Origin of the sequence: Peteryoungia ipomoeae (assembly GCF_004912165.1) — a bacterium.
Lineage (GTDB): Bacteria > Pseudomonadota > Alphaproteobacteria > Rhizobiales > Rhizobiaceae > Allorhizobium > Allorhizobium ipomoeae.
The window spans coordinates 24,752-37,646 of sequence record NZ_STGV01000003.1; the positions used below are offsets into that span (position 1 = coordinate 24,752).

Genomic DNA, 12,895 nt, shown 5'->3' on the forward strand with positions numbered 1-12,895 from the left:
CCCAGGTGGTAGAGGCGAAAACCGCCTGACCTTTGGCCAGACCTGTGCCTGAGGGTTGCGAACACAGCCGAAAATCCGCAAGGGATGCACCATGACCGAGGATATCGTCGCCCTGACTGCGCTCTATGCCGCAAGCTTTCCCGATGAAGACCTGATGCCACTCGTTGCGGCACTCGTCGGACGGCACGACGTGCTGTCGCTTTCGGTAACCCGCGACGGACGGCTGGCCGGGCACTGCCTCTTCACGCAGGCGAAGCTTCAAGGAAAAACCGAAACACTGGCCCTGCTCGGGCCGCTTGCCGTTCATCCCGACGATCAGAGGCAGGGCATTGGGCTGAACCTGATCGCCGACGGACTGTCGCAGCTTACCGCCCGCGGCATCGCCCAGGTGCTGGTGCTCGGCGATCCCGCCTATTATTCGAAAAGCGGCTTTCACCCGGCCGCCCGTGTCACCCCGCCCTTTCCGCTTCCGGCACAGTGGCGAGAGGCCTGGCAATGGCAAAGACTGGACGGTGCGACGCAGGATCTGACCGGCCAGCTGCTGCTGCCGCAGCCGTGGTTGAATGAGGCGCTATGGCGGTGAGGTGAATGTGCTGAAGACGCCGAGCCATGCGCTCTCCGCCTATTTCGGCCTGAGCCATGCACCACTCAGCGCCCATGATGCGCTCGATGACGCACTGTCGCTTGCCTATGCCAGTCAGCACCTGCTGCGGGAAGGTCGATTGATAGTGGAGGATTTTGAGCGGCGTTGATGCTACGGATCAGCTCCCAAAGCCTGCTGACAATCTCGCCACTATCGCCGATAAACATCACGGCGGTTACCGATGCGTATGACCATGATAACCACCTCTCTGTCGCGAATGTCTGCGATAATGCGATAATCACCAACGCGGTATTTCCAGAATACCCCGAGTTCCGCGCCCTTCAGAGCTTCGCCAATACTTCGTGGATCCTCAAGCGGTGCAATACGCTTGTGAAGGAAATTCAAAATGCGCCTGATCGCCTCGGGGCCAAGCTTGTCCAGTTCACGTTCCGCCGAACGTTCAAACTCAATTCGCCAAGCCATGGCGCTTCATCACACTTTCCAGCGAGACTGTATCGCTCTCGCCACGCTCTAACGCAGCGCGACGCTCGCTGGCGAGTTTTGCATCCTCCAGATCCTCGATATGGGCGAGGATCGCCTCCTCCACCAGGGCAGCCTTGGTCTGGCCGGTCGTGCGGGCCAGCTCTTCGAGGCGGGCGTCCAGATCCTTGGGCAGGGTCAAAGCGAGCATGGGTTGTCTCCTATCAGCGCCAATATACCATCATGACGCTCGGCTTGCGAGCTACCCCTACCCCCGCTCCGCGCCCACCTTCAGCGGCCAGTCGACGACGTAGTCCTCGAGATCCTCGACATCGAGGCCCTCTTCGGAAATCGTGCGGCCGCGGGCGGAGACGCCGGCTTCGTGGACGGTCTCCAGGCTGCCCGAGACGAGGTGGTGCCACCAGTAGAGATCGTGGCCCTCGTCGATCAGCCGGTAGCCGCAGGTGGGCGGCAGCCATTTGATTTCGCGTAGTCCCTGCAGGGTCAGCTGGATGCAATCCGGCACGGTTTCCTGGCGGTTCTCGTAGTCGGAGCAGCGACAGCTGTCGCCATCGAGCAGCTTGCAGGCGACCGACGTGAAGACCACTTCGCCGGTGTCCCAGTCCTCGAGCTTGTTCAGACAACAGAGGCCACAGCCGTCGCAGAGGCTTTCCCACTCCGCATTGCTCATCTCGGCAAGCGTCTTTGTCTTCCAGAAGGGTTGGTCGGTCATGGCTTCCTTTGTCACGCGGTCCTTGTGTGGCCAGGTGGTGGCGGTGGCGCCACGGGTTGGTGAAAACAGGGCCGTGCCCATTCACCATTGTGCGCGATAACGCTTGTTCTTTCATGGCAAATCGACCATCACTCATGAACGCCGACTGCCGTTTTCCTGCTCCTTCAGCCTTAACGCAGGCGGCGTCAAGGGACGGGTTCAACAATTTCAGGAAGATCGACTGTGTCCGAGGATGACCTGCCGCGGGATGAAATGCCGAACACAGGCGACGAACGGTTGACACCGGCCGAGGCCAAAAAGCCCGTGCAAGGCCCCAGACAGAAGTTCAAGCGCCATATTCTGCTGCGCATCGACAGCTTCATCGATTCTGGCCTGTGGAATGCCGGCTACAAGCTCGGCGAGGCCTGGGAGGAGATCACCATCTTCTTCCGCCGCTTTCGCGTGCGCGGCTGGAAGAAGCTTGTCTTTGAAGTCGCCGGCGAAGCCATGACGCTTGGCACCGCCGGAACGGTCGTGCTTCTCACCCTTGCCCAGTCCGCCTTCGAGGAAACCAAGAAGGACTGGCGCAACCACGACAATTTCGCCGTGACCTTTCTTGACCGCTACGGCAATTTCATCGGCCATCGCGGCATCATTCACGAAAACTCCGTGCCCGTCGACGAGCTGCCGGATCATCTGGTGAAAGCGGTTCTGGCAACGGAAGACCGTCGCTTCTTCGAGCATTACGGCATCGACTTTCTCGGCCTTGCCCGCGCCATGACCGAAAACGCCCGCGCCGGCTCCGTCGTGCAAGGCGGCTCGACGCTGACGCAGCAGCTGGCGAAGAACCTCTTCCTCACCAATGAGCGCTCGCTGGAGCGCAAGATCAAGGAAGCTTTCCTCGCGCTCTGGCTTGAGGCCAACCTCTCCAAGAAGGAGATCCTCTCGCTCTATCTCGACCGCGCCTATATGGGCGGCGGCACCTTTGGCGCGGCAGCCGCCTCGCAATTCTATTTCGGCAAGAACATCACCGAGGTGACGCTTGCGGAAGCCGCGATGATGGCCGGTCTTTTCAAGGCGCCGGCGAAATATGCGCCGCACGTCAACCTGCCGGCCGCACGTGCGCGCGCCAACGACGTCTTGACCAATCTCGTGCAGAGCGGGTTGATGACCGAGGGCCAGGTGGTGGCCGCACGGCGCAATCCGGCCACCGTCATCGACCGTGACGAAAAGGAAGCGCCGGATTATTTCCTCGACTGGGCCTTCGACGAGGTGCAGCGGATTGCCGGCAAGTTCAAGGATCACACGCTGGTGGTGCGCACCACCATCGATCTTGGCCTGCAGCAGGCCGCCGAAGAGGCGGTGGCTGCAAGCCTGCGCGAATATGGCGAGAGCTACCGGGTCAAGCAGGGCGCGCTGGCGATGATCGAGAATGGCGGGGCTGTGCGCGCCATGGTCGGCGGGCGTGACTATGGCGAGAGCCAGTTCAACCGCGCGACGCGGGCGCTGCGCCAGCCGGGCTCCTCCTTCAAGATGTATACCTATGCGCTGGCCATGGAAAACGGTTACACGCCGCAGACCATCGTGACCGACGGCCCGGTTTCCTGGGGCAACTGGAGCCCGCAGAATTATGGCCGCAGCTATGCCGGCCGCATGACGATGGAAACGGCGCTGGCCAAATCGATCAACACCATTCCCGTGCGGCTAGCGAAAGACAAGCTCGGCATCGATGCGATCATCCAGACCGCCAAGGCCATGGGCGTGGAAACGCCGATCAAGAAGGATGTGACCATTCCGCTCGGCACGGCGGAAGTGACGGTGATGGACCAGGCAACCGCCTATGCCGTGCTGCCGGCCGGCGGGCGGGCGACGCGGCGCCACGGGGTGGCGCAGATCACCAATTATGCCGGCGAAGTGCTTTACGATTTCGAGCGCGACGAGCCGCAGGCGCCGCAGATCCTGACCGAACAGGCAGCGATTGCGATGAACCAGATGATGACCAAGATCCCCTATATCGGCACGGCGCGGCGCGCGGCGGTCGATGGGGTGCTGACCGCCGGCAAGACCGGCACCACCCAGGCCTACCGCGACGCCTGGTTTGTCGGCTATACCGGCAACTACACGGCCGCCGTCTGGTTCGGCAATGACGACTACACTTCCACCAACAACATGACCGGCGGCTCGCTGCCCGCCATGACCTTCAAGAAGCTGATGGACTATGCGCATCAGGGCATCGACCTGAAGCCGATCTTCGGCGTGGATGCGCCGATGCCGGAAAAGGAAGCCCCTGTTGCTTCCGACACTGCCGAGGATGACCTGAACCTCACCGCGCTCGTGCGGCCGCGCTCGCTCTCCTCGCAATCCACCCGGATGATCCGCGATCTCGGCCAAAGGCTCAAATCCGCCCCGCCACTCGCCCTGCCGACGACCACCGCAGGCAAGACAGCGATGGATCAGACCGGCGCCACAACCACAACCTTGAATTGATATCGGTTGCGAAGCCTGCCGATCACCCCCGATCGGCAGGCTGCAACTCTAGGCTTAAGACGCACATCGCGCCATGGTGGCGGCGATTCGCTTGTGCGGCGAGCGCTTGACGGTCACGATCGGCCAGACTGCCGCATTTTCACGTATTGCTGTGCCGGATTCCGACAGCCTTGGTGAATTATGGCCGAATTTGGGCGGAAATGTTTCCGTTTGAGCAACCATACGGCTTGCGAATTTTCCAGCTTTCCCGCAATGGTACACTTCCTTCACCCCAGATTAAGGGGGGCAGGCCTAGACTTCGCCTGTGTTTTTCGTATCGCATTTTTCAATCTGTGATTGGACATCCATGAAGAGATGGCTTGGCATTCCCGCTATGCCCCGCATGACGCCGGAGCAGAGTGCAGAGTTTTTTGAACACCGTGCCACCGTGCGCACCCATATGTTGAAGACGGCGGTCATTTCCGTCTCTCTCTTCTATCTGTCCTGCTATCTGTTCGATGTCTTCCTGCTCGGCGATGTCACCTTCATCGGCGGTGTTCTGCGCTTTGGCGTCATTCTGCCGCTGACGCTTGGCCTTCTGATCTATCTCGGCCGCGACAATCCGATCCAGCACAAGGAGGTCGCGGCAATCGGGGTGGCGCTTGCGGCGAATATCGTCTGGTGCGTCATCCTGCTTTCGAGCAACAGCCCGAGTGTGCTGAGCTACTTCTATGCGGCGCCGACCTTCCAGATGGCGATCACGCTTGCGGCTGCATCGCCATTTCGCCCGGCCTTGCGGGCCAGCATCTTCACCTTCTGCCTGAATTATTCGGCCATCTTCTTTCTCGAAGGCGTGACGATCGGCTATGTCATGCAGCACCTGGTGGTCTACATGCCAACCGTTGTGATGACGCTGCTTGTCAGCCATCATCTGGATGTCGAGGCCCGCATGGGCTATCTGCGCGCCGCCGAAAACGAGGCCTTGAAGCGCGAATTGTCACGTCAGAACAAGGATCTGGCACGGCTCTCCGTGACCGACCCGCTGACACGGCTGTCCAACCGGCGCGGCACCGATCTCGAGCTTCTGAGATTGCGCAACGAGACGCCGGAGCTTGCCGAGAGCGCGCTTTTGTTCATCATCGACGTCGATCACTTCAAGGCCTTCAACGACGGTTATGGCCATGGCGCCGGCGACATGGCGCTGAAGCGGCTGGCCCGCGCCATGCGGCGCGCCTTGCCGATCGACGCGCATCTGGCGCGCCATGGCGGCGAGGAATTCATTGCCGTCCTCGCCGGACACCCGCCGGAGGAAACCCACCGGATAGCAGAGGACCTGCGCCGCGCCGTGCGCCAGCTCGACATTCCGCATGAGCTGACCCAGGATCGCAACCGGCATGTGACGATTTCCATCGGCGCGGCCTCAGGCTCGATGGCGACGACCCGCGATTTCGACGATCTGATGGAACGCGCCGACCGGGCGCTCTATGCCGCCAAGGCGGACGGCCGCAACACTTGGCGGGTGAACGAGGACAAGAGCGAGACCGGCCAGTCCGAGAGCCCCGGCGAACGCGCTGGCGAACCCCATTCCGGCGGTTCGATCGAGACCACCGAAGCCGAGCCGCAGCGCGACGTGGCCTGAGGCCCTTGCCGCAGGCTCCGGGTAATTCTGCAAGGCTTAACCCTCAAGATCCGCCGCCTGGCGTCTCTTCCTTGGCGCTCATCTCGTAGAGATAAAGCCGCGTCTTGCGGCGGTCGGACAATTCCCAGATTTCGTCGGGATCGCGGTCCGGCACGGCAAAGCTGTTCGACACGAAGAGGCTGCCGGGCTTCATCTCGCGGGAAAGCTTGGCATAAAGTGCGGCCATCGGCGTTGGCGAGAGGAAGGCATAGACCAGATCCTCGCCCGCGATATCGGCGCGAAAGAGATCGCCGCGCTCAATGACGCCGCGCCCGCTGATCTTTGCCAGAAGCTGCGCGGCAAGGACGAGGCCGGGCGCGTTTTCCACCCCCCTCGCCCGCCTGCCCTTGCCATCCAGCCCGCGCACGACGCCGCCCAGCCCGCAGCCGAGATCGGTGATTGTCGTAAACCCGCGCTCGGCCATCAACCGCTTCAACACGGAGACCGTCTCGTCATTGGTGAGGTAGAGCGGCACGCGTCCGCGCGTGGTGTTGGAAAAGACAAGCGCCAGGAGAAGAAAGGCAAGCCCGAACGGCCATGCCGGCATCTGCCCGGCACCGAGCGCCAGGCCCATGGCAAGCGGAAAGACGAAGGCGATCAGCAGCCACCAGCGCGGCAGGCCCATCACGCGACAGAGCACCGCGGCAAGGACGCCCTGCAGGAGAAGCGCAAGCCCGATCAGCGGCAGCCGATCCACGCTGCCGGACAGGGCTCCGGTGACCGTGGCGACAACCGGCAGGGCCACCACCTGGGCCAGAAGCGCACCGAGGATCGGCGTCGCGCGCAAAAGCGCAAGCATGACCGCATCTCCCTTCGGCTTTCGCATGCGATGTTCAGTGGCGCGACACTGGCAGGGTGGGACGCGATTCTCAAGAGTGGTGTGGGTGAAGGACTTGGGCCAGTGATCGGCACACAGCACCTTTTGTAACCGCGAGACCCAAGCTGATGGCTTGCGGCCACGACAACAGGTTGACTAAACCTTCACATCGACTTTGGGCACAGAAAGACGTGATCATGAAAGCCAACAACCGGATCGTTCTCTCCAGCGACCACACTGCCCTCCAACTGCGCCAGACCATAGCCACTCATATCTCGGAAAGGGGGTGGGTGGTGGTTGACATCGGACCAACCACCGCTGAGAGCACGCACTATCCGGCGCATGGCAAGGCGGCGGCGGAATTCGTCGCCTCTGGCGATTGCCGCTTTGGGATACTTCTCTGTGGCACCGGTCAAGGGATCATGATGGCCGCGAACAAGGTCAGAGGCATTCGCTGTGGCGTTTGCAGCGACACATTCTCGGCCAGAATGGTACGGCAACACAACGATGCAAACATGCTTTCACTTGGTGTGCGTGTCGTGGGTGAAGGGCTGGCACTTGAGATCGTGGACGCGTTTCTGAGCGCCGGCTTTGAAGGCGGCAGGCATGGAACACGTGTGGACATGATCGAGGCAGAGTCAGATGCTTTCTCTTGAGGGAGCGCTATCGGGGCTAGCTGGTCCGGCAACCCGTCCACGCATCTACAAGTCCTGTAGCGGCGGCCTAAAACGACCAAAGCCACCCTTGTGGGGTGGCTTGGCTTATATGTCCCTTTCGGGAGACGATGACGCGCATCGCACGCCTCGCAGATGATTTGTATATAGCCCTGGTTATCATGTTGGTCAATGGTGACCCGGCGTCGGGGGTGCCATGCTGCCTCATTCGTTGTCAGTGGTTCCTACTGCCGAGCCCGCTACTGTCACCGTGACGGTATCGATAACCGTGGTGATAATCTCCTCTGGCGTCTCCATGACTGTCGTCGACTCCGCTACAACGACTCTCAACGGTTGAGACGGGGGCCAGCCAGCCAGAAGAGAGTGGGCCTTTTCCAGGATGGGGCCAAGCTCTATCGGGTCGATCCGGGGTGGGCTCTTGTCTACGAAGTCGAGCCGAGACGTTGCGACGGTCATGATGTGATCGCAGACAACCCATGACCTCTTGCCATTGATCTTGTCCCTCGTCGCTTGCGAAAGCTCTATGGAATGCTCGTAGGTCACATTGTCCTCGTCGGTCGTGATGGGGAGGACGGTCACTTTACCATGGAGCGTATTCTTTCTGCTGATGACGACGACGGGCCGCTTTTTCCAGAATTCGGGTATGTGAATCTGCGCCTCCGCATGCAGGCTACACCAGTAAAGTGACCCGACCTTGGGCGCCGCCTTGATCTTAACTGGGTGCTTCGCGGCCACTACGCGCCCCTTTCGAGGGCCATGACAGCCACGCCAATATGGCGGCCAACGTCGATGGCAACAGCATTGGACGCTTCCCGCGCCCTACCCTGCCTGATACCTGCCTCAACCTGAGCCTGCATCAATTACACCCCCACGACTTTTCGTTGGCGGAGATCATAACCGGCCAGGCGCATGGCGCAACGGGCAACAACCCTATGCCCCCGCCCTCTCCTTGCCCTCAGCTCTTCTCGTAGAACGCCTCGATTGTTGCCACTTCCACACCGAGTTTGGTCAGCGAGGCGTGCACGCTCATGTGGCGTTCGTCATGCAGGATGAACCAGTCTTCGAAGCCGAAGCGGGTGGTGGAGCCGTCGGCTGAGGGGACGTCGCGGGTGTATTGCCAGAGGAAGGCGGAGCCGGACTGGTTGCCGTCTGCGGTGCCGTCGATCTTCGGTTCGCGGCCTTCATAGCGGTTTTCGGCGCGTTTGAGGATGGTCCAGCTCAGCGTGTCGGAATGGCCGTCATCGAAGAAATAGTCTTCCTTCAAGGTCAGCACATTCGCCATTGCATCGAAGCTGCCGCGGGCATCGATGGTGAAGCGGTTCTGAAATCCCCCAAGACGCCCGATCGTCACGCCATAACCCCGCAAGGTGCCGGAAAAGAACTCCTCCAGAATGAAGGCGGGTTGGCGGGCTTCAAAATCCTCAAGCTTCACGGCTGTCTCCTCGGGGTTCGTGGCACCGGCCCGATGCCGGGTCCGGTTGGAAACACGGGCCGACGTGCCATAGTTCCATCGGATCGGCGCGATATCCGAACGAAGGGTCAGCGCATGGGGTGCTCGGGATGGGGTGGTCGCGATGGGTCAGGCCAGAAAGGTCAGGCCGTGCTTCCTGACAAGGGACAACAGCTTCAGCGCCGGACCACTGGGCTGCTTGGCGCCCGTTTCCCATTTTTCGATGGTCGAGCGGCTGGTGTTGAGATAGCGGGCGAAAACGGGCTGGCTAACATTGTTTTCCTGTCTGAGAGACCGGATCTCCTCAGCGGACATCGGCTGAACGTCGCTCAGGCATGCCTCGTCGAAGTGTCTCAGGGTCTGCTTGTCGACGGTGCCAGCCCGCGCCATGCCCTCCACCGCACTGTGGATCGCCTCGAATGCATCCGAACGATAACTGCGTTCATTCATCGCCCTTGATCTCCTTTAAAACGCCAAGACGCAGTTCTGCCTCAAGGTCAGCGTCCGTCTTCTTGCGGTAGAGCGCTCCGAGATGGCGGAAGGCAGTCAATTCGGCATCATCGATGTTGGCTCGGTCCTGCTTGGCAAACAGATAGACATAAACCCAGAATTCTCCCGCCTTCGCCAGCAGGATCGCCCGATGCTGGTTGCGGCTCAGACGCTTCTTGTAGACGCCGCCGCCGAGATCATCCGCCTGCCCCCGCGCCGCCTCCTCGACCGCCCGCCACAAGGTGGCGTCGGTCAACCCGATCCTCCGGGAGGCCTTGGCGAACCACGCGGTTTGAAACACTCTGAACGACATCATAAATATAGCACCAAGTGCTACCCTCCGGCAACATCGAGCCGGCGCGATGACCCATATCAAACATTCGCGCGCATTTTACGAATACGCAATCCCAGGATGCACTCCACAATCGTGGCTCTGCCCCCCCTTGCACCGTCCGGCTGCCGCCCCATATAATCGCGCGAGATCGACGAGGATCCGGCGCAGCATAATCTCTCCGGCGCCACCTCGCGGGAGCGGCCGGATGATCGGCATTCCCGGCCTTGGGCGGGGAATTTTCATCCGCCCTGGGCCTCGACCCACCGAATGGACCCCTTGTGTTTACCGAAATTGCCATTGTTGTTTTCCTCACTCTCCTCAACGGCCTTCTGGCCATGTCGGAGCTGGCGGTCGTCTCGTCGCGCCCGGTTCGACTGAAGATCCTCGCGGATCAGGGCAGCCGGGGTGCTGCCACCGCCATCGCGCTTGCCCAGGATCCCGGTCGGTTCCTGTCCACCGTGCAGATCGGCATCACGCTGGTCGGCGTTCTCTCCGGCGCCTTTTCCGGCGCCACACTCGGCGCGCGGCTCTCCGGCTGGCTTGTCGAGCAAGGGCTTTCGGCCTCCATGGCCAACGGCCTGGGGGTCGGCTCCGTCGTCGTTGCCATCACCTATCTGTCGCTGATCGTCGGCGAGCTTGTGCCGAAGCAGATTGCGCTCCGCGCGCCCGAGGCAGTGGCCGCTAAGGTGGCGCCGGGCATGAAGCTCTTGTCGCGTGTGGCGCTGCCGCTCGTCATCCTGCTGAACGGATCGGGCAAACTCGTTCTGGCGCTGCTGGGACAGTCCGGCAGTTCCGACGAAAAGATCACCGACGAGGAAGTCCGCACCGTGATTGCCGAGGCGCACAGCGCCGGCGTCATCGAGGCGGAGGAACAGGAAATGATTTCCGGCGTCATGCGGCTTGCAGACCGCACGGCGCGCGGCCTGATGACGCCGCGCCGCGACGTCGAGGTGATCGATCTCGAGGACGATCCGGCCGAGATCCGCGAACAGCTGCGCCATACCCAGCGCTCGCGCCTGCCGCTGCGCAAGGGTTCGTCGGACGAGATTGTCGGCGTCGTCGTCGTCAAGGATGCGCTGGACGGACTGCTGGAAGGCCGCCCTGTCGACATCGAGGCGCTGGCGCGCGAGGCGCCCGTCGTTTCCGACCGCACCAGCGCGCTGACCGTCATCGAAAAACTGCGCCGGGCGCCCGCCCGCATGGTACTCGTCTATGACGAATACGGCCATTTCGAAGGCATCGTCTCCTCCGGCGACGTGCTGGAGGCGATCACCGGCGTGTTCGAGGACGAAGAGACCGGCGAGCCGGCGATCATCGAGCGCGAGGACGGCTCCTACCTCGTTTCCGGCTGGATGCCGATCGACGAATTCGCCCATGCGGTGGGGCTTGGCCTCGACAAGGAGCCCGACTACGAAACCGTGGCCGGCCTCGTCATCGACACGCTGCGCCACCTGCCAAGCCTTGGCGAGAACTTCGCCGTCGGCGGCTTCCACTTTGAAGTGGTCGACATGGACGGCCGGCGGGTGGACAAGCTGATCGTGCGCAAGCTACCTTCCTGACGCTCGACTTAGACTGGCCCCCGGCTGAGACAGGCGGGAGCTGTCACTGTCGTGCTGCGCGGCGGCGCCACCAGCTGAACAGCACGACAATGAGCGCGAAAGCGAGTGCCGGCGGCAGATCGTCGGCCATCACGCCCCAACCGCCGGGCAATCCCTCCACCACGGAGACCGGCCATGGCTTCAGCTTGTCGAGAAACAGGAAGACCGTGGCATAGGGCAAAAGCACCGCAAGGCCGGCACGCCAGCCGGTAAAGCGGATGAAGGTGGCGCCAACGAGAAAGGCGCCGACCTCGTCGATCACGATGCGCCGATCGTCCTTCACGCCCGTTGCAAGCTCGATGACATTGCCCACATGCACCCCGATGGCAAAGACCAGCAGCGCCACAAGCGGCAGGACCGCACGCGGCGCATGGCTGGCGATCAGCAGGAGCGGGAGCAAGGCAAAGACGGCGAGCCCCGCCCGCAACGGCACGACGAGGCCACTGCCAAACCAGGTGGCAGCAAGCCATGTCCATTGGGGAATGAGGCCAAGGCCCGGCGGATCGAGAATTTCCATGGCCAGGATGTAGGCACTGCACCCGTTTCGCCAAGGGGGCTCGCGCTTCCCAGTGTCGTCAACCGAGATGCCTCTACCGCTGGCGGGGGAACCGCGCTATCTGGTTGCCGGACATCATCCATCCATGCGGGAGGTTTATCATGGGCAAGCGGATCGTATTTACCGGCGGCAGCGGCAAGGCGGGGCGGCATGTGGTGCCTTATCTGCTGGGTCAGGGGCACAAGGTGCTGAATGTCGACCGGGCCGTGCTCGAAGTGCCAGGCGTGCACACGCTGCTCACCGATGTGACCGATGGCGCCCAGGTGTTCAACGCGCTCTCCTGCCATTTCGGCTATGAGGGCTATGAACAGGCGGGCGGCCCGAAGCCGGTGGATGCGGTGGTGCATTTTGCCGCCGTGCCCCGCATCCTGATGCATCCCGACAACCAGACATTTTCGGAGAATACCGTCTCGACCTACAATGTGATCGAGGCTGCGGCGAAGCTCGGTATCCGCAAGGTCATCATCGCCTCTTCGGAAACGACCTATGGCGTTTGCTTTGCCGAGGGCGACAAGGACTACAAGGAATTTCCGCTGACCGAGGACTATGACGTCGATCCGATGGACAGCTACGGCCTTTCCAAGGTGGTCAACGAGAAGACGGCGCGCGCCTTTGCCATGCGCTACGGCATCGATGTCTATGCGCTTCGGATCGGCAATGTGATTGCACCGGAAGACTATGCCGCCTTCCCCGGCTATCTCGCCGATCCGCCGTGCCGCAAGCGCAATGCCTGGTCCTATATCGATGCGCGCGATCTCGGCCAGATCGTACATCTGTGCGCCGAGAAGGACGGGCTGGGCTTTCAGGTGTTCAACGCCGTCAACGACACGATCACCGCGACGATCCCGACCCGCGAATTTCTGGCGACATATGCGCCGGGGACGCCGATCACCGGCGAGATCGACGGTTTCGACGCGCCGCTTTCCAACCGCAAGGCGCGCGAGGTGCTGGGCTTCAAGGAAGAGCATGACTGGCGAAAGTATGTGGATGTTTGAGCACTGCCGGTTTGCAGTGATCGTTTGGGGTCTGTGACCGCGCTGGAGGCGGAGAGACGTTCC

At 61.8% G+C, this 12,895-nt stretch carries 16 protein-coding genes; 7 read left to right on the top strand and 9 right to left on the bottom strand.

Annotation, left to right across the window (positions count from 1 at the left end; all coding sequences use genetic code 11):
* The first annotated feature begins 91 nt into the window (after positions 1–91).
* Positions 92–583, top strand: coding sequence for a GNAT family N-acetyltransferase (locus FAA97_RS09730; RefSeq protein WP_136598356.1), 492 nt, complete (start codon positions 92–94; stop codon positions 581–583).
* Positions 564–752, top strand: a complete 189-nt coding sequence (locus FAA97_RS09735) for a hypothetical protein (RefSeq protein ID WP_136598357.1) — start codon at positions 564–566, stop codon at positions 750–752. The genes FAA97_RS09730 and FAA97_RS09735 overlap by 20 nt, the downstream gene beginning before the upstream one ends.
* A gap of 41 nt (positions 753–793) precedes the next feature.
* Here the strand turns inward: FAA97_RS09735 and FAA97_RS09740 are convergent, their stop codons facing one another.
* The 3 genes from FAA97_RS09740 to FAA97_RS09750 are packed head-to-tail and all read right to left on the bottom strand — an operon-like array spanning position 794 to position 1,796.
* On the bottom strand, positions 794–1,066 hold the full coding sequence (locus tag FAA97_RS09740) for a type II toxin-antitoxin system RelE family toxin (protein WP_136598358.1): 273 nt from the start codon (positions 1,064–1,066) through the stop codon (positions 794–796).
* A complete protein-coding gene (relB, locus tag FAA97_RS09745; RefSeq protein WP_136598359.1) occupies positions 1,050–1,274 on the bottom strand; it encodes a type II toxin-antitoxin system RelB family antitoxin in 225 nt (74 codons plus the stop codon). Before relB ends, FAA97_RS09740 begins: the two co-directional genes overlap by 17 nt.
* 57 nt (positions 1,275–1,331) lie before the next feature.
* Entirely contained in the window at positions 1,332–1,796 is a 465-nt protein-coding gene (locus tag FAA97_RS09750) for a YcgN family cysteine cluster protein (protein WP_136598360.1), read from the bottom strand.
* Positions 1,797–2,048: 252 nt separating this feature from the next.
* Between FAA97_RS09750 and FAA97_RS09755 the strand changes: the two genes are divergently transcribed.
* Together FAA97_RS09755 and FAA97_RS09760 are read left to right on the top strand one after the other, a co-directional pair.
* The gene (locus FAA97_RS09755) at positions 2,049–4,262 is read left to right on the top strand and encodes a transglycosylase domain-containing protein (protein WP_136598839.1); all 2,214 of its coding nucleotides are present in this window, start codon (positions 2,049–2,051) and stop codon (positions 4,260–4,262) included.
* 346 nt (positions 4,263–4,608) lie between these two features.
* Positions 4,609–5,880: a GGDEF domain-containing protein gene (locus FAA97_RS09760; protein WP_246041404.1), complete on the top strand. Its 1,272-nt coding sequence runs from the start codon at positions 4,609–4,611 to the stop codon at positions 5,878–5,880.
* Between the two features lie 43 nt (positions 5,881–5,923).
* Here FAA97_RS09760 and FAA97_RS09765 read toward each other — a convergent pair whose 3' ends face one another.
* Positions 5,924–6,718, bottom strand: a complete 795-nt coding sequence (locus FAA97_RS09765; RefSeq protein WP_136598361.1) for a class I SAM-dependent methyltransferase — start codon at positions 6,716–6,718, stop codon at positions 5,924–5,926.
* A 215-nt stretch (positions 6,719–6,933) separates the two neighbouring features.
* Between FAA97_RS09765 and rpiB the strand changes: the two genes are divergently transcribed.
* A complete protein-coding gene (rpiB, locus tag FAA97_RS09770) occupies positions 6,934–7,392 on the top strand; it encodes a ribose 5-phosphate isomerase B (RefSeq protein WP_136598362.1) in 459 nt (152 codons plus the stop codon).
* A gap of 222 nt (positions 7,393–7,614) precedes the next feature.
* Here rpiB and FAA97_RS09775 read toward each other — a convergent pair whose 3' ends face one another.
* The 4 genes from FAA97_RS09775 to FAA97_RS09790 all read right to left on the bottom strand — a co-directional run bounded on the left by FAA97_RS09775 (position 7,615) and on the right by FAA97_RS09790 (position 9,662).
* Positions 7,615–8,145 (bottom strand): type II toxin-antitoxin system PemK/MazF family toxin, encoded by a 531-nt coding sequence (locus FAA97_RS09775; protein WP_136598363.1) that lies wholly within the window; start codon positions 8,143–8,145, stop codon positions 7,615–7,617.
* Between the two features lie 220 nt (positions 8,146–8,365).
* The gene (locus FAA97_RS09780; RefSeq protein ID WP_168800968.1) at positions 8,366–8,842 is read right to left on the bottom strand and encodes a DUF3833 family protein; all 477 of its coding nucleotides are present in this window, start codon (positions 8,840–8,842) and stop codon (positions 8,366–8,368) included.
* Positions 8,843–8,989: 147 nt separating this feature from the next.
* Entirely contained in the window at positions 8,990–9,310 is a 321-nt protein-coding gene (locus FAA97_RS09785; protein WP_136598365.1) for a helix-turn-helix domain-containing protein, read from the bottom strand.
* Positions 9,303–9,662 (bottom strand): type II toxin-antitoxin system RelE/ParE family toxin, encoded by a 360-nt coding sequence (locus FAA97_RS09790; protein ID WP_136598841.1) that lies wholly within the window; start codon positions 9,660–9,662, stop codon positions 9,303–9,305. The genes FAA97_RS09785 and FAA97_RS09790 overlap by 8 nt, the downstream gene beginning before the upstream one ends.
* Positions 9,663–9,961: 299 nt before the next feature.
* Between FAA97_RS09790 and FAA97_RS09795 the strand changes: the two genes are divergently transcribed.
* Positions 9,962–11,242: a hemolysin family protein gene (locus FAA97_RS09795; RefSeq protein ID WP_136598366.1), complete on the top strand. Its 1,281-nt coding sequence runs from the start codon at positions 9,962–9,964 to the stop codon at positions 11,240–11,242.
* Positions 11,243–11,285: 43 nt separating this feature from the next.
* On the opposite strand, the gene FAA97_RS09800 is transcribed toward FAA97_RS09795, so the two are convergent.
* Positions 11,286–11,798 carry a phosphatidylglycerophosphatase A family protein gene (locus FAA97_RS09800; RefSeq protein WP_136598367.1) on the bottom strand — a complete coding sequence of 171 codons (513 nt, stop codon included), beginning with the start codon at positions 11,796–11,798 and terminating at the stop codon, positions 11,286–11,288.
* A gap of 140 nt (positions 11,799–11,938) precedes the next feature.
* Here FAA97_RS09800 and FAA97_RS09805 point away from each other — a divergent pair, with 140 nt between their 5' ends.
* Complete coding sequence (locus tag FAA97_RS09805) at positions 11,939–12,832, top strand: NAD-dependent epimerase/dehydratase family protein (protein WP_136598368.1); 894 nt, start codon at positions 11,939–11,941, stop codon at positions 12,830–12,832.
* The last annotated feature ends 63 nt before the right edge of the window (positions 12,833–12,895 follow it).